The 24,134-nt window shown below is 45.5% G+C and carries 2 protein-coding genes; both read right to left on the bottom strand.

Going from position 1 to position 24,134, the window contains the following annotated elements:
- Positions 1-3: 3 nt before the first annotated feature.
- On the bottom strand, positions 4-7,638 hold the full coding sequence (locus NSQ12_RS09510) for a beta-ketoacyl synthase N-terminal-like domain-containing protein (RefSeq protein ID WP_339176535.1): 7,635 nt from the start codon (positions 7,636-7,638) through the stop codon (positions 4-6).
- A 14-nt stretch (positions 7,639-7,652) separates the two neighbouring features.
- Positions 7,653-24,119, bottom strand: a complete 16,467-nt coding sequence (locus tag NSQ12_RS09505; protein ID WP_339176677.1) for an amino acid adenylation domain-containing protein — start codon at positions 24,117-24,119, stop codon at positions 7,653-7,655.
- Between the last annotated feature and the right edge of the window lie 15 nt (positions 24,120-24,134).

Here is a 24,134-nt window from a genome sequence, read left to right as displayed (position 1 = left end):
TTCTCAGCGCTTCACCAATTCATCTGTTTCTTTTTCTTCCCTCGCTTCATGTTTCTTCCGGAAAGCCTTAAGGAAATTCGCATTCACTACTCCCCTGTTTGAATAGAGCTTTTCGCAAAATTCTAACATGGCTGTTGACGCTTTCGGTTCGGTTAATATCATGAAGTGGTTGCTTGAATCGACATCCACCAGGTGGAAATGAGGAATTTGCCGCTCCCATTCCTCCCAATAGGCAGCTTGATCAAACGGTTCTTTTTCATTTGATAAAGTGAAATAAGTGTCTAAATCACCAAAGAAAGACCTGCTTTTGTTGCGGAAATAATAACATTTTACCGTCTCAGGATCAGGGAGAGGCTTAACAGTGTACGACTCCAAATCATAGGCGCGCTGTGTTTTCATCATTTGCTGAGCCTGCGCACGTATTTGCTTATCTGGTTTGTTTAGCCCTCGTTCTTTTGCCAAGTCAATCAACTCAGACAGGAATTCTTCATCCTCTAAGCTTATGTCCACCTCTTCACGGCTGATGAGAACATCCGTAAGCTTTTCCCGTTTCGCAATCGATGCCAGCATCGTATTAATTGTTTGCAGCATTGACGTTTTCATAGATGCCTCATTCTCTTTTGTCTCAGAACGATATGGGGAGTCAATCATCACCATGCTTTTGACAGCAAGGCCTTGGCTTTGCAGCTGGCGTGTGACTTCATATGCAATCATCCCGCCTAAGGAATATCCGCCTACATCATAAGGACCTTCAGGCTGTATGGATCGAATGATCTCTATATAATAGGAAGCCATTTGTTCAATTCCGTGCAAAGGAGCATAATCAGTCATGAATCCTCTGGCTTGAATGCCGTAAAAAGGGCGCTGGCTCTTTTGTGCAAATTGCTGATAGATTTCAACTCCTCCTACTCCGCCATGGAACCAAAAGACAGGGCGCCCCCGCTTGCCGTCATTTAACGGTATTAATTCCGGAAACGTGCGAGCTTGATCATTTTGTAAGGATGTATCCTCCTTTTTCTTTGCGATCAAGTCCATCATGTCCTGAACAGTATGGCATGCTTGAAGCTCCGTCAAGGCAATGAGAGGGTCCACCTTTGATTGCAATTGCTGTAATAACTGTATGCAAGAAATTGAATCAAATCCATACTGCTGCAATGGCTTATGAGGCTGCAGTTCACCCGGAACCATCCCTAGTACATTTGCTAATATGTGATGATCGCTGCTGTTGTTGATACGCTCATCCTGTGAAACAGAAGGCGTATTCTCTACTGCTTGAAAGCCGTTCCAGCAGCTTCTCTTTTCAAATGGATAGGTTGGCAACGGTATTCTGCGGGCACCTTTTCCTTGATAAAGCTTCTCCCATGGGATTTGCACCCCTTTTGTCCAGCAAAACGCGATCTTTTCAAGGTTGTTTTCAGACAACAAAGTCTCGATCACCATTTCTCTTAATGGACCATCCAGCAAGGCTTCGAGATCTGACGAGCCATTTTCTGCATTTCCGCTAAAGACAGGTACAGAACTCTTCGGCTTATCGCCTTTTTCCGCAGCTAAGCAGGCTTGCAAGCCGATTACCAGTTCTTCTTTACTGCGGACGACGAGCGCCAGGCGGTCTTCCATTTCCTCTCGGCCGGTTTGGAGTGTATAAGCATAATCTTGTAATGACAGTTCTTGTTGTTTATTCAGATAGTCAAGCTGCTGTTGAACAATTGCTTTTAGCCTGTCTTGATTCTTTGCAGAAAGAACTACAATGTGGGCACCATTCTCACTCATACTAACCGGTGGTTTTGGTAAAGGAATATATTCTTCTAAAATGACGTGCGCATTTACGCCTCCAAAGCTATAGCTGTTGATACTCGCTCTGCGCGGAATTTTTTTGCCTGCATCGTCACTTAAATCCCTCCATTGCTGATTCTCGGCAGTCACTCGGAAACGGGTGCCCTTTAATGACACCTGGTCATTCAAAGACGAAAATCCGGATATGCCTGGTATTGTTTGATGCTTCATCGCCATGCTGACCTTCATAAGAGCAGCCATGCCTGAGACGAGTTCACCGTGTCCGATGCTCGGCTTTAAGCTGCTGATATAACATGGCGCTTCCTCCCGTACTTCCTGTGGAAGTTCCAATTCGAGCTGACTGCAGCCTGACTTTAACGCCTCTATTTCTATCGCGTCTGCCAATGGAGAGGCGATCCCATGCGCTTCTATATAGGTCACCGTTTTGGGATCAATTTGCGCTCCTTGATAAGCCTTCAGCATTGCATCCTTCATGCCGGCCGGATTTGGCGCGTGAAGTGACATTCCCCTGCCGCCATGCGATACACCTGAACCTTTAATAACCGAATAAATATGATCAGAATCTTCAATGGCTTTTTGCAATGGTTTAATGATGAGAACTCCTGCTCCTTCACTTCTGACAAAGCCATTTGCATCTGCTTGAAAGGATTTGGCCTGTCCTTTCTCACTCAAATAGCCCATTGAATCGAAGCCAATAAAGCCTTTTGGTGAAAGCAGCAAATTCACAGCCCCGACAATGGCTTGCTCACATTCGCCGTTTCGAATGGATTGTATAGCTCTGTGCAAAGCCACTAGAGCTGAGGAACAGGCAGCTTCATAATATTCACTTGGCCCTTTTACATCAAGTGCATAGGATATACGGTTTGGAATTAGGGAAGGAACCACAGCTGTATCCGTATTGCCGGCTGCGACAAATACTCCTGTCGGGCGGCTGGATAAAACCTGCCCTGTTAAGCCTGCATCTTCCATCGCCTTCCATGCATGTATCAAGAGCAGAAACTCCTGTGGGTCCATATTCGCCGCTTCTTTAGGCGATATGCCAAAAAACAGGGGATCAAACTCACCTATTCCTTCTATAAAACCGCCCCATTGAAGGCTTGATTGCCCTTCCTTATCGGCTGCGGCATATTTGCGCCAGTCCCAGCGTTCTTTCGGCACTTCAGAGACACAGTTCTTTCCTTGGATAAGGTTATCCCAAAATTCCGTTACGCTGTTTGCTTTCGGAAACTGTCCCGACATGCCGATAATGGCTATGCCGTCTGCCGCGTGTTCGATTGTTTTATCCGTGTTCGTCTCGTATGCCGGAATCTGTTTCATTTGGTTTTCGATTTGAGCTGGGCGTTCTTCCTGCTGATGAGCTTCACCAAACAGCTGAGCAAATGATGCTTCATGTTTGTCCGCAAAAAAGTCGATTAGCTCTTGAATAGTCGGATACTCAAAAAACAGAGTCGGATTTAATTCGATCTTTGTCTCTGCTTCCATCTCCCTTGTCAGTGCAACCAATTGAGAAGAATCGATTCCAAAATCCATGATATGCGCTTTTGCAAGAGACAATTTTGACGGATCGGCCATGTTTACTGCCAGTTTATCTGTTACATAGCTTCTGATACGATCTTTCAGATTGCTGGCTTTGATGGCCTTATTTTGATTTCCTCTTTGATTCGAAATACGAAGCTGTTTAAGCGAGTAGCCCGAGTAGTGCAGCACTGTTTCTGACGACTCATTGATCACATCTACATCAAACAGCAGCATGTCACCTGTATTCTTAACCAATGTAATCAAAAGCCAGCAATCCCCTTTTATCGTTTGCTTTGTAAACTGGATATCATTGATTCCAAACGGCAGGAAGCCGCCTGTCATGTCAAACTGCTCTAAGAAACTGAGGATAGCCAAGTACGCGCTGTTTGTCATCAATGGGCTTACAGTGTAATGGTGCCCGTTTGCCAGCCCGCTTTGGGGCAGGCGAATTTTTGCCAGTATAGACTTGTGATCTCTGTAGAGATGAGTAATTGTCTTAAATAACTCTCCCCATTCAGGACCGTTTCCGGTTTTATACATCTGATCGATGTGATGAAGCTTAGTTAATGAATGCTTAACGTTCTCGATATTGACTTTTTTCGGCTCAAAAGAACCGATTCCGCATTGTCCGATTGCGGCAGGCTTCCACAAACCAGAGGACGGCTCGCGATACATGATTTGCAGTTCTATGACTTGATCTTTTTGCAGCGGCTTTGCCTGAAGTTCAATGGTCTCGCCTTGTTTGATGACAATTGGACTGATATAACTTAATTTGCTGATACGGCCGCTGTTTTCCTCAGGGAACAGGTTAAAAAATGCTTCAATGGCCAGACTGCCATATGTGGCACCGACAAGCACCCGTTCATTGTTGAAGACGTGTCCTTGAACGTAAGGCTCATCATAAGTGAATTGATCTTGAATGACCGGCTGATTGATATTGTCTTCAACATCTGACGATTTCTCATTGATAGACGATACATCGAAATGAAATGATGTATTATGGTCAAATGCATAGTGAGGCAGATGAATCCAGCCTGATCGGTTCCCTATATCAGCTTCTTTAAAAGTAATCGATGCCCCTTGTGCCCATTGCTCTGCTGCGTTTATTTCTCTATCCTTAGATGCTGATTCCGGACATGGCTGTAAATCGAATGATGTATAGATGCCTTGCTGGAGTGAGCTTTCTCTTGATGTTCGGAACACCTTTAGTTTCTCGATCAGCTCTTGAGTCGATGTCACTGTAAATGCAGCCCTATGCTCTAAATTATGGTTTCTCCTGTGTAAAGCCTGTACAACGGGTTCAATATCCAGAGAAGCTTCCTTCTCTAAAAACAATTGCATATTTTCTAGATAGCTAAGCAGGCTCCATTTTGTTTTGGCTGAAAAAACGGCAGTGAATTCCTGCTGGCGGAGAGCGATATGTTCTTTCTCAGGGGCCGTCTCCATATATTCTTCTATAATAAGATTGGCATAGGCTCCCCCCGCTCCGAAGGAATTGATCATGCTTCTGCGAGGCAATTGTTTACCAGTTTCATGATCATTCAAGCGATGCCATGGCTCTGTTTGTTCCTGAAGATAGAAAGCTGTGTGTTCCAACTTAATATTTGGATTGACAGGCATCGCGTTAATTGTCGGCACCATCGTCCCTTTCTTCATCTGCAGCAGCACTTTTGTCAGCTGAGAAATACCGGAAGCCGCCTCTAAATGCCCCAGGTTGGATTTGACAGAGCCTATCGCACAAAACTGTTTCTTGTTTGTATATTGTTGAAACGCGTTTGTTAAGGCAATTACTTCAATAGGATCGCCCAGCGCCGAACCATTTGCCGCCGATTCAATATAGCCGATAGTCTCTGGATCAATGCCCGACTGCTGAATCGACTTGACAATTAACTTTGCTTGCTGCTTCGGGTCCGGAGCTGTATACATCTGTCTTCCGCCGCTATGGTTGGCAAAACTGCTTTTGATCACAGCGTAAATATGATCCTGATCTTCCATCGCCTTCGAAAGTGGTTTTAACAGGACAGCTCCGACGCCTTCCCCGGGAATAAGCCCGTTTCCTGTGCCAAAACTTTTGCTTTGATTGCCGCTTCCCAGCAGATTGGCACGCTCCAAAGAATCATATTTAGAGAGATCGAGTGTTAAATTGACGCCTCCAGCAATCGCCATTGAGCAGTTTTTCAATTTCAGGCTTTCACACGCAAGATGTATGGCGTTTAATGAACTAGAGCATGCTGAGCTGACAGCGATACTCGGTCCGGTCAGGTTAAAAAAGTGGGAAACGCGATTTGCAATGTGCCAGTCTCCCCCATTTGAGCTGAGGACTGCCTGCTCTAAAGATGGGATATTCCAAAAATACTGGTTATACATATTCCCTATAAAAACACCTACTCCGTCATCATCCCGTAATTTATCCAGCCGGGTTCGCGTATAGCCGCCGTCCTCAAACGTTTCCCAGACGGTTTCTAAACATAAACGGAGTTCCGGTGTCATTTCCATCACCCGATTTTGCTCCACCTCAAAAAGCTGATGGTCAAATGCCTCTATATCTTGTAAAAATCCGCCATAGCGTTTCTTATTTGCCGGCTTTTTTGGATCTTTTGATAATGTTTTCAATAAAGATGTGCGCCATCTGGATTCCGGTGCCTCTGTAATACAATTGTCTCCGGCGATTAAATGCCCCCAAAGCTCTTCTAAACTGTTAGACATCGGATAGCGCCCGCTTACCCCGATTATTGCGATATCTTCTGTACTAGAATCATTAAAATGTGTTCCTTGCAAATTACTTGTCTTTTCTTTTTTTAGTGGTTCGGTATTTGCTAGCTGAGTTTCCGTGACTTCCTGCTCTGTAACAAAGCGGCGTGTATGAAAAGTAAATGGCTTATTAGGATCTGTACGCTCTGTTTGAAGAGGAGCTTCATTTTTTGCAGGCTTCGTTTTTTCCTTTAACAATGCTGTACGGAGCTTATTTTCATGCCCCTTTACTAAATATTCGACGAGTTCTTTTGTGTTGTTATGTTCAAATAAAATGGTTTTTGGAAGCTCTCCCGTCACTTTTTCTAATTCACGAATGAAATTCACCTGCAAAATTGAATCAATTCCATACTTCTCAAATGTCGTATCTTCGTGAATACGTTCTGGTGATAGTTTGATTGATTTTGCCAGCGTATGCTTCACAAATTGTGCCGTTTGTTCGATGAGAGAATCGCTTTCCTGTGAATGATCGATTTCAGCATTCATTTGTATATGGCTTGGATCTTCTTCTGCCCCCGTTCTCTTCTTTTGACGGACGACTCCGTTACTTTCAGCGGCAATGATCTGCTGGCCGAGCTGATGCGATTGTTCAGCCATAAAGGAAACATAGCGAAATCCTTCACTCTCAAGCACCGTTTTCCAAGTATCCGGATACAGGCCCGGACAGCCCGGTATGCGAAGATCAGGGTCCCCATACAGCCACCAGCCTTCCAAAAGGCCGAATGTCAAATGCGAGTATATATTATGATCACTTATTTCATTTAAAAGGAGCAGCCCGTTTTTTTTCAAAACTGCTTTTGCATTTCGCAATGTCTGCCGGATATTTTTTGTGGCATGAAGCACATTTGCCGCGATGACCGCGTCGTAGCCTCCCGCATCAATATGCTGTTCAGACGCCGGCTCCTCGACATTAAATCGTTTATATGTCAAATATGGATTGTCAGGACCATACTTATTTTCTGCATGCATTAAAAAAGCTTTAGACAGATCTGTATAACAATATTCTTTTATATGTGTCTGCCATGCTTTCAATTTTTGAAAAACAGCCGCGCTTGTCCCGCCGGTCCCAGCTCCGATTTCTAATATTCGAATCTTCGCCTCAGGCTCTTGCTTCAGACGTTCTTGCAGATAGACTGTTAACGTATCTGCAAGCACATCATTAAAATAGTCTGCGACTTGATTGTTTTTATAGACCCCTTCTACTAAATCCATAGATGAATTCGGAAACAGGATATCGGTGGCTGACGCCTTGCCGGTCAGAATCTCCGGCAAGGCTTTAAGTGCTGTCTCCACCAATGTCACCATGGCTTTCATATTATTGTCTTGAAGCAGGTCAGATTTTTGTTCATTCCATTCTTTCCACAGCTCGCTCATGGTGCCTATTGAGCGTGTTGGAACATATCCGTTCTCCGTTCGCTTGAGAAATTGATGCCGTTCTAAAATTGATTGGCTTTCTTCGAACCATCTGCCATAGAAATTCTCCAATACCGGCTGGGATTTACTTTCTGTGAAAAACCCTATGGACTGTAATTGTGCGAAAAGCATTTTACAGAGAATGTCTTCTGTGTTCAGCATTGGCGCTTCCCCTCCTATAACAGTTGTTGAATCTTTGTGCTGTCACCCGGGTGATAGCTTCGCAGCTTTTGAATGGCGGAGCCGTGAGTTTCCGGGTACACTTCAATCGTTTCGTCTGCCTGTTCCGTTTCATCATTCGTTTCGTTTGCCATTTTCATCATTACTAGCTGCTTCAGCGGTCCCCCGAGCAGCAATTCCAAAGCTTCCATTGCTTCAGGGGATTCAATTGAGCCTATGCCTGCCTGAGCCATTCTCTTCTGGTAATCCGGTGATGAAACAACACCAATGCTTCCCCAATAACTCCAATTCATCACGGCTACTGTACAAGGCCATACTTGAGAAAGCCGCTGTGCAAAAGCATCCTTAAAACTGCAGCCCGCAGCGTAATTGCTTTGTCCGGAAGCTCTTGCAAACGATTGTACGGAAGAGAAAAACAAAACAAAATCCAGTGGTTCATGCCGGAAAACTTGGGCCATTCGCACGCTTACATCAACCTTTGCAGCAAGAACGTTTCTGAAACATTCCTCACTCATATTCATCAGGCTTCGGTCTTGTAAGACAATCGCAGAATGGATGATGCCGTTGATTTCATGATGCGTTTGTTTCATTGTTTCATACGCGCGTTCTAATTCCTCTCGGTTAGCCGCATCTGCTTGAATGTAATACGGGGCTGGCCCTAGACGTGCAAGTCTGTCCAGCTTGCTTTGAATGGCTGCATCCTTTTTCCTTCTGCCAATCCAAACGATCTGCGCCTGATATGTTCTGATCATATATTCACTCCACGCCTCACCAATACCGCCAGCTCCGCCTATGACAACATAAACGCCTCCGTGCTTATACTTCGTGTGCACCGGTTGATTGTTGTGTACTGGAATTAGACGAAGCTTATGCCAAATCTTGTTTCGATAGGCCCACGTATTCCCTTCTTGATCGGCAGGCAAGGAAAGGAGTTGAGATAACGGCAGATCTTCGTATTTTTTAACATCGATCAGCTTTGTCTGCCAATTTGGATATTCTTTTGACATTGAACCGATCAGGCCGTGCACCCCGGCATCGACCGGGTCGACAATATCATGCTGATCAACATATTGTGTGTTCACCGTCACGACCGTCCAGCTTATCTCCTTCTGTCCATAGCCTAAAGAAAGCATTGCCTTAATGAGCCTATACATTTGAATGACGCCTTGATCTTGGGCTTCAATCATTTCATCGCCGACTTCGCACTCTGTCACACGAGAAGGAGACATCCACACGATGTGGTCAAACGATCCGAGTGCTTCAAGCTGGCCTGTAATTCTATGAATTGATGCGTTCGGCTCAATGTACAGCTCCTTGGCAAACGGAAACTCCCTTTGAACAGCTTTTCTGCTGTTGTCATCCCCTCCGAGGATGACAACACGCTCATCAGCAGGCGAAATGCTCCTCTTCTCCAGCTGCACTCGATCCCATATCGGCGCCATAAGAAGCGCTCCGTTAAGAGTTGCTTTGGAGTTTCCTAGTGATGTCGGCCCGTCTGGCGGTTGTATGCCTTCTTCCAGCAGCCTTGAGGTAATCCCCTTGATTCTTACACACACTCGGCCTTGTTCATCACACAAATCAATATCCAGTCTCTGTATTTTGTCCTCATTAGGACGAGATGTCACAGACACCCACATTTTATTTGTACACGGGCTAAATATTTCTAGCTCTTGCAGCGCAAAAGGCAGAGAAAGCTGCTCGTCACCGGAATTCAGCTTTAGCCCGATCGACGCTTGTAAAGCAGAGTCGGCCATACTTGGATGAAGAACGAATTCATTCAGTGTGTGAGTTACACCAGCAGGCAGAGAAAGCTCTGCCAAGGCTTGATTGCGGCCGATGTAAAGCCGATCTATCCCTTGAAAACCAGGTCCGTAGTCAATGCCGATCGCCTTATACAATTCATAACACTGGTCGTGTGAGAGTGTGCTTAAACTGCATTGGTCTTGAAGCGCGCTGATATCCTGGACTGGAATGTCTCCTGCCCCACGGATTGAAGCACTGCCTTGACAATGTATCTTTCGATCATTGTGTGCAGCCTCTGTATAGACGTTAAAAGCAATCTCGCCGTCCTGCTGGGGATTTAGACTGATATCCACTTGAACAGGCTGGCCATCCGCCACAATCGGCTGCACCCACACAACATTTTTGATGTGAATAACAGATTGTTGATCTTCGGTTCTTCTCACTGCTCTTGTAACGGCAGCATGAACCATCTCAAGATATGCCACGCCCGGCATAACCGGTTTTCCCTTCACCTTATGATCGGCGAAAAAGAACTCAGCACCTGTAAAGGCCGAGCTGAAACGCTGCTCTGACAAATCAGATGTGTTGACATGTATCAATGGATGCAAAGCTGCTGATTCGACTGTTTTTAAAGCTGTTTGATGGGCGGCTGCCTCCTCTTTCGTATCCGTTATCCAGTAGCGTTCTTTCGCAAATGGATAGGTAGGGAGGCTGATGCGTTTCGGCTGTTTGCCGTCATACAGTTTACTCCAGCCTATTTCCATGCCTTTTACCCATAAATCAAGCAGTCTTTCATATATGTGAGGCTCCCAGCTATTGTTGAGCGTTTTCTGTACTTCGTCATCTGATCTCAATGTTTGTGCGATACCTTTTTCTGCTCTGCCTCTGTACATGTACTTCGCATTGGTGCCTCCTTCTATAAAGAGGTTTAGTTTTTCCAGCAAGTCCCCAGTCGAGACAGCGATGATCCCTAATCTCTCCTCCATTGCATCACGCCCCTCTTGGAGTGTATAAGCAATATCAGTGAGGTCACGAGCAGTGATAGATCGCTTGCTGATAAAGTCTGCTAATTGCCGGGCTTGGTCTTTCAGACGATCTTCATCCTTTGCCGACAAAATAAAGATGCCCGGGTGCTGTGCTGTCACAGCTGGTGCTGTTGCAGGATGGGTTGTTTCTTTCGGAATATATTCCTCAATGACCACGTGGGCATTGACGCCGCCTATCCCGAACGAACTGATGCCTGCGCGGCGCGGCAGCTCTCGGCCGGCTTCATCCCGAAGCGCCTGCCACTCTCTCGATTCCTGCACAATATAAAACGGGCTGTCATCCAGTCTGATATATGGATTAACAGTTTCACTGTACAGACTTTTGACAAGCGTTTTATGCTTGAGCTGCAATAACACTTTAATGACACCCGCCACACCGGCCGCCAGCGATAAGTGACCGATGTTTGTTTTCGCTGATCCAAGTCCGCAATGGCTGCCATGAACAGCCGGGTCCCCCGTTTTTTCATACAGCTCTTTAAATGCCGCTTTTAAGCCGTTGATTTCTACTGGATCGCCCAGCTCGGTTCCAGTCCCATGCGCTTCAATATAAGTTACGGTTCTTGGATCAATTCCCGCTTTTTCATATGCTGTTTTTACGACATCCGCCTGAGCTTTCGGATTAGGAGTCGTTAGAGAATTTGCGCGGCCACCGTGGTTTACCGCACTTCCTTTAATGACACCGTAAATATGATCACCGTCTCGTTCAGCCGCTGTCAGCTTTTTCAGAAAGAGAATGCCGGCACCTTCACTGACTGCGAATCCATCGGCTTTGTCAGAAAATGTTTTGCATCTTCCTTCTTTGCTCAGCGCCCCGGCCTTATCATAGGCGATATGGCCTTGCGGAGTTACGACCGTGTTGACCCCTCCCGCAATCGCCATTTCACAGTTTCCATTTTCAATGGCGCAAACCGCATGATGAATGGCGACCAAAGAGCTTGAGCACGCAGTGTCGATCGGTTCACTCGGCCCATGAATGTTCAGGAAATAACTGACTCTATTCGGTCCTGCAGAAGGACTCATATTCGCAGCCGCTGAGCCTTCGATGTCTACATTTGACAGAAGTGAACTGTACCCTGTGTTTCCTGTCCCGATGAAGATGCCCGTTTTGGTTCCTGCCAGGCTTCTCGCTGAGTGTCCCGCTTCTTCTACCGCCTTCCACGCATAGGTCATTAACAGGCGCTGCTGAGGCTCCATCTGCTCAGCCTCCAGCGGAGATATGCCGAAGAACAATGGATCAAAGTCAGCTACTTCATCAATAAAACCGCCCCATTTGACGTTTGTTTTATTCGCTTCTTTCAGAGGGTCTCCGTAATACTCCTGCCAATCCCAGCGGTCTTTTGGAACCTCTGTAATACAATCTGTGCCCGATGACAGGTTCTTCCAATATTCCTCAACGTCTTTTGCCTTTGGGAAAACCCCGCTCATCCCAACAATCGCAATAGGCTCAGGCTTGTGATCAGCTTCCTTTTGCATTGGTGTTACCGAAGGTTTTACAAAGCGGTTTTCAGTCGAAAACGTCATATTTTTTATATTCTGTTCGACAGGCTGCATCAGCACCCCAGCTTTGGCAGGCGTTTGAGCTGTAAAAGCATTTGGATATTCTTCTGACAGATACCCTGCAAATGCATAAACAGTTGCGTGCTCAAAGAAGATCGTAGGCGTAAGATCCAGCTTGTACTTCTCATTCAGTGTATTTGCGAATTCAGTTAACGTAATCGAATCAAATCCATATTGATTAAACTCCATGTCCGGGTCGATCTCTTCAGGTTTGATTTTGAGCAATTGAGAGATTGTTTGCTTTAAAACTTCTTGAATGTGATCGAACATATTCCCTTGATCCATTCTTGCTTCAGATGTCACCGGTACTTGCACTGTTTTCATTGGCACTTCATCAGAAGACGGCTTTTGAGTCAGCTTTTCCCTCATCATGTCTTTGAATCCTTCCATGACGATGACTTGATCTTTGCCAAATGCCAAACCTTTATACAGCGCTTGAATGCCGGTCTCGGTCCGCATTGGAGTCACACCTGTGTTTTTCAACGTCATGTTTTCAATTTCTTTATTCGCGCGCATGCCGCCTTCTTTCCAGAGCGGCCAATTGATTGACAACGTTTGTCCGTGCCTGTACATGGCGGTTACAAGCGCATTTCGATAAGCAGCATAACTGTCCATAAATGCATTAGCCATTGCATAATCGGCCTGTCCCGCGCTGCCGGCAACACTTGATATTGAAGAAAAGAGGATAAAGAAATCTAACGCAAGATGCTCGGTTGCCTCATCCACATTCACAAGCCCTTTCACCTTAGGAGCGAGAACTTGTGTCAGCTCTTCATTGGTTTTGCTCATAAGATAGTTATCTTTAATCAGCCCAGCGCTGTGAATGACACCATTCAAGTCTTCGTAATCAGACGTAATGCTTGTGATAAGCTCGGAGGCTGCTTCCGTTTGTGTCACGTCAACCTGCCTGTATTCTGCGCGAGCCCCTAATTGCTGAAGTTCGTTAAGCTCCGCCTGCTGATCCGCATTCAACTCGGATCTGCCTGTCAGAATGAGCACAGGCTGTTCGGCTTGACGAGCAATTTCTTTTGCAAAAATAAACCCAAGTCCTCCTGCGCCGCCCGTGATGAGGTAAACACCTTTATCTCTCCACGGCATGCTTATTTCCCGATCATCTATTTGCATTTCATCCAGATCATTGATGTACCGTTTGCCTTTTTCATATTTGATGTGCTGATCTTCTGTGTGCCTTTTATTCTCTTTCAGTTTTTCTATTACACTTTCAATATTTTCATGTGAATCGATTTCAATCGTCTGGCCGATTAGTTTTTTATTCTCCAGGCCGGCGGTTTTAAGGAGCGCCGATAGCCCTGAGAATGAGTACTGCTTTCTTTGTGCAGAGGTAAGTAGCTGGATCAGAACATTGCCCTGAGGTCTGCTTTTGAGAAGACCCTGGACCGTCTCAAGCGCTTGTTCGGCATAATCTTGGAACCTCTCTGCAAGTCCTTCGCGGAATGACTCCAAAACGATGCATTCCGCTCCTGTCATTCTTGATTCAATGCGATCTTTTGAGAGGCCATTCATGTCGCAAAGCATGACAATGTGCCGTTCGTAATGAGGCTCAGGACTATCTTTTTTAAAATCCTTAGGCACCCATTTTTCTTCAAACATCAGGGTTGCCAGCGTTTGATCAGATTCCGCCGATCCAGAGCCGCCTTCTGCTGCTCTGAAAGATAATCCTTTCATCCGTACGCAAACATTGCCGCTCTCATCTAAAATATCAATATCGCGCTTTTGCACCTTATCAGTTGCCTTGCTGCCTTGGCTGTATCTTGCGTATACCCACATTTCTGACGAACATGCTCCGAAGACTTCAAGCTCCTGGACCGCAAAAGGCAGTGTCAGCTGGTTATCCCCGGCGCCTGTCAAAATGCTTGACGCCTGCAAAGCAGAATCCATCAGCCCAGGGTGCATTTTGTATTGGCTGAGCGTATCTGCAGCTGACGGATGCAATGACAATTTTGCCAAAACAAATTGTTCAGCTGTATAGATTTTTTTCACTCCGCGATAAGCAGGACCATATTCAAATCCAATCATTCGATAGGTGTCGTATACTTCGTTTACGCTGAAATGGCTTTCCTGACACTGCTCCCGCAGAGATTGCAAATCAACCGCCGGCAGATTTTCAGCAGGATTCAATACCGCGCTGCCTTGACTGTAGACGATTGACTGTTCGCCAGTAACGTCTGAATGACCATAGATTTCATAAGATATCTCACCATTTTCTCCCGGTAAAAGCCTAATGTGTACTTGCTGCGGCTGATCCTCTACAACAATAGGCCGCACCCACACCGCATTCTTTAGCTTCATGATGCGTGGTACACCTTGTACCTCTGCGGCCTGCTCAACAGCTGCCCGCGCCAATTCAAGATGAGCCACTCCCGGCAAAATCCGTTGGCCTTTCACAACATGATCAGCGAGGAAAAACTCTTCTCCCGTATAAATAGAGCTAAACCTTTGTTCCGAGAGATTCGATGTGTTTTGATGCATTAATGGATGCAGCACGGCTCCGCCAAGGCGGGAGGCTGCTTGATTTGCATCAATGCTGCTGCTTTTTTCAATATGATCAGAAATCCAATAACGGTCTTTTGCGAAAGGATACGTCGGCAAGCTGATGCGCTTTGGCAGATTCTCGCCATACAATTTCGTCCAGTCTACATCAAGCCCCTTTACCCATAATTCAAGCAATTTTGCATACTTTCCCCGTTCCATCCATTTCTCGACGGCTTCTTGAATCTCTTCGTCCTCTGTCAGCATTTGGAGTGTGCCTTTATCAATCCTGCCTTTAAATACATCCTCCACACCGCTTTTGCCTGCTGCAAAGTCTTTTAACTTTTGCTGTACATCCTCAATGGAACCGGAGATAATCCCGAGACGTTCTTCCATCGCATCCCGTCCGGCTTGCAGTGTATAAGCGACTCGGGCGAGATTTACGTCACTATATGATTGCTTATCAAGCGCATCTGCCAGCTGCTGTGCATGTTCTTTTAGCCGCGCTTCATTTTTAGCCGATAAAACGAAGATACCCGGATGTTCCGGCGTGATGGATGGTATATTCTCATCGGATGCTTCCGGAATATATTCCTCGATAATCACGTGGGCGTTTACTCCGCCGATTCCAAATGAACTGACACCTGCCCGTCGAGGAAGCTCTTCTCCCCGTTCATTTTTCAGCGCTTTCCATTCTTCCGTTTCCCGTACGATATAGAACGGACTGTTTTTCAGCTGAATGTATGGATTCACGTTTTCGCAATGCAGACTTTTCACTAAGGTTTTATGCTTAAGCTGCAATAATATTTTAATAACTCCTGCTGCACCGGCTGCCAGCGATAAGTGGCCAATGTTTGTCTTTACAGAACCTAAACCGCAGTAAGGATTGGCTGATGTGTCTCCCTCATTTACACCCAATGCTTTAAAAGCTGATTTCAAACCGTTAATTTCAACCGGGTCTCCAAGCTCCGTCCCGGTTCCGTGGGCTTCAATGTAGGTCACGGTTTTCGGATCGATTCCCGCTTTTTGATATGCCGACTGAATAACATCTGCCTGCGCCTTCGGATTGGGAGTCGTTAAAGAGGCTGCACGGCCGCCGTGATTGATTGCACTGCCTTTTATGACTCCGTAAATGTGGTCTCCCGCTTCTTCAGCCGCTTTTAATTTTTTCAGGAACAGTATGCCGGCACCTTCCCCATGCGCAAAACCATCAGCTTGATTTGAAAACGTCTTGCATTTTCCTTCTTTGCTCAGTGCTCCCGCCTTATCAAAGCTGATATACACCTCAGGAAGGATAATCGTATTTACACCGCCGGCTAATGCCATGTCACAAGTGCCTTCCTCAATTGAAGAGATGGCATGGTGGATCGCCACTAGTGAACTAGAGCACGCTGTATCAATCGGTTCGCTCGGCCCGTGCAGATTAAGGAAATAACTGACACGGTTCGGACCGACCGATGGGCTCGTATTGGCTGCCGCTGATCCTTCTATTGCCGAGTTCGCTTTAGATAGAAGAGAGCTGTATCCTGTATTTCCCGTTCCGATGAAGACGCCGGTTTTTGTGCCTGACAACCTTTTCGCCGAATATCCTGCATCTTCGATCGCTTTCCAGGCGTAAGTCAGCAGTAAGCGCTGCTGAGGTTCCATTTGTTCAGCTTCACGTGGGGAAATGCCAAAGAATAATGGATCAAAATCTGCAATACCGTCAATAAAACCGCCCCATTTCACGTTCGTTTTATTGACTTCCTTCGCCGGATCACCTTCATATTCACGCCAATCCCAGCGATCTTTCGGGATTTCCGTCATGCAGTCTTTGCCCTCTTTTAAGATGTTCCAGTACGCCTCAACATCTTTCGCCATAGGAAAAATCCCGCTTATGCCCACAATGGCAATTGGCTCAGGCCCTGCATCACTCTGTATGGCGTTTGGCAGCATGACTTGCTGCTTTCTGCGTCTTTTAGCTTTGGTACGCACGGCTTGTTCCTGTCTCGCAGCAGGCTGAAGCTGAGCCGATGCAGCGCGCACAGCAAATGTCTTCGCAAATACCGATTGATATTCTTCTGACAAATGCTTACCAAACGCATGAATCGTCGGGTGGTCAAAAAATACGGTTGGCGTCAGCTCTAACTGATAGGCGCGATTGATATGGTTGGTGAATTCAGTCATGGAGATAGAATCAAAACCATACACCGTCATCTCGGCATGATCATCAATCGTTTCAAGCTTGACCTTTAACAGCTTGGCGATCTCTCGCTTTAACATCGCCTTTACTTTATCCAGCAAACTGTCTGTATCAATGCTATTTATTTGTTCAGTCATGTGTTCTGCTTCCTTCTTTTCCATAGGTGCTGAGGCGTTTTTGGCCAGCATGTTTTGTTTTATTTTCTGCACATCGCCTTCGATCACCATTACTTGGTTTGCCTCTGAATGAAGTGCTTGATATAATGCCTGAATTCCTTTTTCCGCCCTCATAGGAACAATACCGGCCAGTTGCACAAGCCTTTTCTCAGTTTCTTGATCGACCTGCATGCCTCCATCTCTCCATAAAGGCCAGTTTACAGAAAGCGTCTTCCCATGCCGCTGGCTGAGGTCGGCAAGCCGATTTCGATAGCCTGCATACATATCCATAAATACATTGGCTGCCGCATAGTCAGACTGACCAATGCTCCCTAAACTTCCTGAAAGAGATGAAAAGAGAATAAAGAAGTCTAAAGGCAAATCCTTACTCGCTTCGTCTAGATAAACAAGCCCTTTTACTTTAGGCGCCAGTACATCGTGCAGATCTTTTGCCTGTTTATTAACCAGGTAGCTGTCCTTGATGATTCCGGCACTATGAAGAATACCGTTCAGACGGCCATATCTTTTTTGAATGTCGTCAATGAGCTGATAGACTTCAATTTTATTGGTAACATCTGTTTGCCGGTAGGTGATGTCAGCCCCCTTGCTATGAAGCTCTTTCAGCTTTTTGCTTTTGCTTTCGCTAAGAGGTGAGCGGCCCGCCAGAATGACTGTCGCATTTTTCGTTTGTTCCGCAATTTCCTTTGCAAAAATATGACCTAGTCCGCCGGCACCTCCTGTAATGAGATAAACGCCATTGTCTTTCCACGGTTTGCTGCCGTCTCCTTTTGCCTGTTTGATTTCACGCCAATCAGCAATATACCGTGTCCCGTTTTGATATTTGACATATGAATCGCTGCTCATTTGATTTTCTAACAGTTTGCCAGCAATGCTTTCTCCACTTTCTTCACTGCTGACTTCAATCATTTGGCCGGTTAGTTTGGCATTTTCCTGACAAGCTGTTTTCAGCAGTCCTGTCAATCCTGAAAACAATTGCTGTTCTCCCTCTGCAGAGGTTACGATCTGAACGAGAATGCCGTCTTTCGGTTTCGTACGAATGATCTCTTGTACCTTTTTAAACACTTGTTCTGTATAAGAATGAAAACGCCCATCTACTGAAGAAGGCCTTGCTTCCAGGCTGTATACATGGACATCCTCGATAGCTGCTTCAATTTGTTTTCTCGTCTCATGATCATATTCACATAGGAATACGAGATGCTCTGCATATTTTTTTGCAGCTAAGCTGTCAGCAGCCTTTTGTTCTTGCCAAACGGGCTGAAGCAATAAAGTTTCAGCGTTGATTTTTGATGGTTCGGTTTGTATATCTGCCTCCATCACTCTCGTCGAAAATCCTTTCAGCCGCACGCAGATCATGCCATGCTCATCACATAGGTGAATATCGACTTTCTGTATCAAATCTCCTGGTTTGTTTTTCGAGTTGAATTGAACATAAACCCACATGTCAGAAACGCACTGACGAAAGACCTCAAGTTCCTCCAGGGCAAATGGCAGTGCTGCCTTAAAGTCTTCAGTGTCTGAAAGTTCCGCTCTGACGACATTTTGCAAATATTCAGCCGCCTGTAACGCCCCGTCCATTACACTTGGATGAAGAACATAATCGCCCAACGTATGTGCAACAGATTCTGGCAGTGATAATTTGGCAAGCAGCTGGCCGTCGCCTTTATATACGGCCTCTACACTCTTGTAACCTGGACCGTAATCGGCGCCGATCATCCCTTCATAAAACGAGGCAGCATCCATTCTGCTTTGATCACATTGTTTCTTGATCTTAGAAAGATCCAGTGCTTTTTCTCGCTTTAACTGAATCAATTCCGCTTTACCTTGGTTATATACAACTGGTTCTGCATCAGCGGATTCCGGATCACCATACATCCGATAAGCAATATGTTCGCCATCTTCATCGTAAAGTCCGATATTTACCTGAACCGGCTCACTTCCTGCTACAACCGGGCGAACCCACACGACATTTTTCAGCCTGATTCCAGTTTCATGATCCTCCAATCCGCCAATTCCTTGTTCTATAGCGGCTCTTGCCATTTCAAGCGTGACCGCCGCCGGCAAAATCGCCATGCCTTTAATGATATGCTCGGCAATAAAATACTCTTGTCCTGTGAAAATGGAGCTGAAACGCTGCTCTGACAGAACCGATGTATTATGGTGCACCAAAGGATGCAAGCGAGATGGTTCAATTGTTGTGATAGCGCCGGTGCTGCTTTCAGGCCAGTATCGTTCTTCGGCAAAAGGGTATGTCGGCAAGCTGATGCGGCGTGGCTTTGTATTTGGATAGAGCCTGCGCCATTCAACATGAAAACCATTTGCCCACATCTTGGCAAGCTTTCTCAATTCTTCTTTTGATATTCGTGATGAAGCCATATCATCTGCTTCAGCATTTCCAAGCAGCTGTTCAGCGGATGTCATTCTCGTTTTTTCTCCTTGAATACAGTCTTCTATGAGCGGCTTTCCAGTCACAAAAGCTTCCAGCTGATGTTTCCATTCTTCCAGATCGTTCACTATAAAAACGATCCTGTTATCCATTGCTTCACGGCCGACTTGGAAGGTATATGCAATATCTCTTAAAGAGAAATACCTTTGCTCGTCTTGCCTGATATAGGACAGCATTTCCTTCGCGTATACTTGGAGCCGTTCACTATTTTTAGCTGATATAGGAATGATGTAAGGCTGATTGCCTTCGTTTTCGGTACCTGCATCAGAAGTGTTTTCATATTGCTCAAATATTGCATGGGCGTTAGTTCCGCCAAGGCCGAATGAGCTCAGAGCCGCCCGATGGACACCTGCGTGTTTCTCTAACGATTTTCGTTCACGGACAACATAAAAAGGAGAGCTTTCAAACTTTATATCCGGATTCGGCTCCGTACAATTGATGGTCGGTGCAAGTTCATTATGGTATAAACTCATCGCAACTTTAATGCATCCGGCTAACCCCGCAGCTGTATCCAAATGGCCGATATTCGTTTTCACTGAACCGATTCCGCAAAATTGTGTTTTGTCGGTGTATTGCTTGTACACTTTATTTAGTGCAGACATTTCAATAGGATCGCCTAATTTCGTTCCCGTCCCGTGCGCTTCAATATAACTGACCGTTTCAGGATGGATCTTGGTTGTATCCAATACATGCTGTATTACTTCTGTTTGGCCTTTTACACTAGGCGCATAGAAGCCTGCCTTCTCTGCCCCATCATTATTGATGCCTATTCCGCGCATAATGGCATAAATATGGTCTCCGTCTTTTACGGCATCCACAGCTTTTTTCAGCAGGATGACTGCTACGCCTTCACCTCCGGCCATTCCGTCCGCCGAAGCATCGAACGCCTTCACATGCCCGTCGCTTGAAAAATTCAACCCGTTTTGGTGCACGTAGCCGATCGCTGATTGTGCGTGCAATGTTGCGCCCCCGACAAGCGCATATTGTGATTCGCCCGATGTCAGGCTTTTGTATGCTTGATATAAACCGACTAGTGATGAAGAACAGTTAGAATGAACAAAATAGCTTGGCCCTTTTAATCCGAGCTTATGTGAGATCATTGTGGGAATGGTTCCGCTTTGGGCTAAAACCCATGAGACATAGCCATCCGGTGATTCATGTCCTTCTGTTGTCTCCTTCGGCAATAACGTTCTATATGAATTGCTGCTTGCAGACATATATACACTTGTTGCCGGAATCTCCTTAGCCACATATCCTGCATCTTCAATCGCTTTCCAGGAGTGCAGCAATAAGAGGCGGAGCTGAGGGTCCATATACTCAGCATCTTTTGGCGAGATTTGAAAGAAACCGGGATCGAATAAGTCTTTCCCTTCGATCACAGATTGCACAGGCACATAGTCAGGATGCTGTATCAATTCTTCGGGAACTCCATTTGCGCGAAGCTCTTCTTCAGAAAAGAATCGTATGCTTTCTTTGCCTTCTTTGATGTGGTTCCAGAAGTCATGATGATTTTTCGCACCCGGGAACTGGCAAGATATCCCCACAATCGCAACACTGTCATCAAAATAAGGGGGAATCTTCTGTTCTAGGTGTTTTCTATCTTTTTTGATATCATAATGATCTTCATTTTGTGTCCCGGCTAGATCTGAGTTTTTCATCTCCAAAATATATTCACTGATTGCACGGATCGTGGAAAACTCAAACAGCTCAGTAACATGAAACTCACAATCGAATTCTTTTTTGATTCGTTCAGCCACAGCTACAGCCAGAAGCGAATCGCCGCCCGCATCGAAAAATCCGTCTTCCGGCCCAAATCCGCTGACCTTGAGCGTTTCCTCCCAAATACGCAGCACCTGATCCTCTATTTCCGTTAATTGCAAGTGATTTGGTTTCCTTCTGTTGAACACGATCTCGCGTTTTTCTAATTCTTTACGGTTCACTTTTCCGCTGGGCGATAATGGAAGCTCATCTAAGCGGATAAAGTGTGAAGGTATCATATATTCGGGCAGACTCGATTTTAGATGAAGGCGCAAATCTTTTGGATTGGCAGAGGCATGTCCGCTTTCCTCTGTATAATAAGCAGCGAGCTGTTGATGGCCCTCAAGCTGCTTCACCACTACCGCCTGATCTAAAATGCCCGGAAATTCACCCAGCTTTGTTTCTATTGCGCCCAGCTCGACGCGAAAACCGCGTATTTTGACTTGGCTGTCAATCCGTCCCAAGTATTCTATGTTGCCGTCAGGAAGCCACCTTGCTGAATCACCCGATTTATATAGCTTCGTCCCTGATTCAAAGGGATTATCAATAAATTTTTCAGCCGTAAGCCCCGGCTTTTTAAAGTAGCCTCTTGCTAAGCCGGCTCCAGCGATGCAAAGCTCACCTGGCTTTCCGATCGGGACAGGCTTCAAATGCTGGTCCACAATATAAATTTTCGTGTTGGAAACAGGCTTTCCAATCGGTGTATGGTGACTTGCGATATCTCCTTTTCCGCATCCGAAATACGCAGCGTAAATGGAGGCTTCCGTCGGTCCGTATATATTTTCAACACGGCAGTTTGTAAAGAGCGATACCGCCTTTTTCACTAATTCTTTAGGGAAGGCTTCACCTGCAACCATCATATACTTCAGCGGACCGTCCTCTGTGAATCGCTTGTTGTCTTTCGCCATTTCTAAAAAAACATGCAGCATGGCCGGCACAAAATTAATGTGAGTCACTTTATATGTTTCAATATAATCCATGCAAAGCTGCGGTGATTTCTCCCCATTAGGCGGAAGAATCACTAGACGGCCATCTCCAATAAACCATCCGAATAATTCTGAGATCGATACATCAAACACATAGTTCGTCTTCAATAAATATGCATCCTCAGCCGTTACAGGATAGTGAGATTCAAGAAAATTCAGGGTATTCATAATGCTCCGATGCTCTACCATAACCCCTTTAGGCTCTCCAGTGCTTCCCGATGTATAAATAATATAAGCGAGGTGTTCCGGTTTTACTTCCCGCTTTAAACCGCTGCTTTGCTGGTCTGTATAATCGTTTCGGCAAGCTAACTCGATATTGATCGCTTTTACACGGCTGCCAGTTAATCCGTTGATCCTATCATGAACGTTAGGTTGGGTGAGGACAATGGATGCCTGACTGTCTTTGAGCATGTACTCTAATCGTTCTTGCGGAAAACTTGGATCTAACGGCACATACGCTCCGCCAGCTTTCAGTATTCCTAAAATTCCGATGATCATATCAAACGAACGCTCTGCACAAATGCCAACGGGCTGTTCAGGTCTAACACCCTGATGTTGAAGGTAGACTGCCACAGATGTGCTTTTTTCATCTACTTCTTTATATGTAAGTGATCTGTCTTCAAACATCACAGCAACCGCATCGGGGGTTTGTTTCGCTTTTTCCTCAAACACCTCATGTATACACTTGTCATTTGCGATGTTTGTCCCTGTCGCATTCCATTGTTCCACCAAATTAGTTTGTTCTTGATTTAATCGCAAAGAGTAGGCTTCAAGCGGCAAAGACGGGTCCTCCATCATGTGCTGCGCGAGCTTCATATAGTTCTCCATCATGCTTTCAATGGAGGACAGTTCATACAAATCAGGGTTGTACAGAAGATGAAGCACTGTTTCATTTTCTTGCTCATATATTTCGAGCGCCAGCTCAAATTCACCCTCTTGCCGAATGTCTTCAATATATTCGATGCCAAGCGTTTGATACGGTTCGAGCACTTTTTGCAAGCCTGTTGCTTGAAAAAAGTTTTGGTACAGAAAAGCTGTTTGAAAAACCGGAGAATCCGCGGCCGAGCGGTCTACATTCAGCTCTCTTACCAATGCAGGGAACGGAAACGCCGCATGATCCAGGCCGTCAGCCACTGTCAGCTGCAGTTCCCGAATAAATGCTGTTAATGGCTGAGATCCGATATTCTTGCTCCGAACAGCCATCATATTGATAAAATAACCGATTAGGGTTTCAAATCTGTCTTCTTGCCGACCCATTGTCGGAACGCCAACAATGATATCCTTTTGTTTTGTATAATGATGCAGCAACACTTTGTAAATGGAGAGAAACACAACCGATTCATTCACATGATTGGTGCGGGCAAACGATTTAATTTGATTGCTCAGGTGATGAGGGAGCAAGCTTTTATAAGCTTGCCCCTTGAATTTTCGTGCTGAAGACCGCGGACGGTCAGCAGGCAAATCAAGAACTGGCAGACTCCCAGACAACTGTTCTTTCCAGTAAGCGAGATGCTCTTCCCCTTCTCTGCCAGTCAGCATCCGTTTTTCCCAATCGACAAAATCGTAATAATCAGCTGTTAATGGCTGCTGCAAGGGCTCAATCCCATTCAGCAATTGTTGATACGCTTCGAATAGCGCCGATATCAATGTCAGCATCGACACACCATCAAATATGATATGGTGAATTGTTATAAGAACAATGCATTCTTCTAACCGATGAAAAAGGTGTGTGCGCCATAACGGACCAGCATCCAACTGGAAAGGTTCTTTTGCTTTTTCTTTTAGAAAAGGAAAGATATCTGCTGATTTCATTGCTGATATATTCTCTTCCACAAAATAAAGATCCTTTGATAACTGAACCGATTGAAATGGAATGCCATTTTCTTCTTGAATCACACTGGCTAAGATCGGATATTGTCTCTGTACAAACAGAAGGGCTTTCTTGAACATCTCTGCATGTATTGGTTTGCTGAAGCGAAAGCATAAAGGAATATGATATGCACTCATCCCAGGAGACATTTTTTGAAGCATCCACAGCCCTTTTTGCCCTTCTGAAAGCGGGCTTTTCAACTGCCGCTTCATGCCTTTAAGATGTTC

The sequence above is a fragment of the Bacillus sp. PS95 genome (genome assembly GCF_037963565.1).
In the GTDB taxonomy this organism is placed as follows: Bacteria; Bacillota; Bacilli; order Bacillales; family Bacillaceae; genus Bacillus; species Bacillus subtilis.
Note: the sequence above shows the minus strand (reverse complement) of the source record. Positions and strands in the feature narration are given on the sequence as shown.

What these genes read in the sequence shown, in the direction of transcription:
- NSQ12_RS09505 (WP_339176677.1), bottom strand. Translation starts at nt 24,119, where the DNA reads ATGAAGCGGCAGTTGAAAAGCCCGCTTTCAGAAGGGCAAAAAGGGCTG.
- NSQ12_RS09510 (WP_339176535.1), bottom strand. Translation starts at nt 7,638, where the DNA reads ATGCTGAACACAGAAGACATTCTCTGTAAAATGCTTTTCGCACAATTA.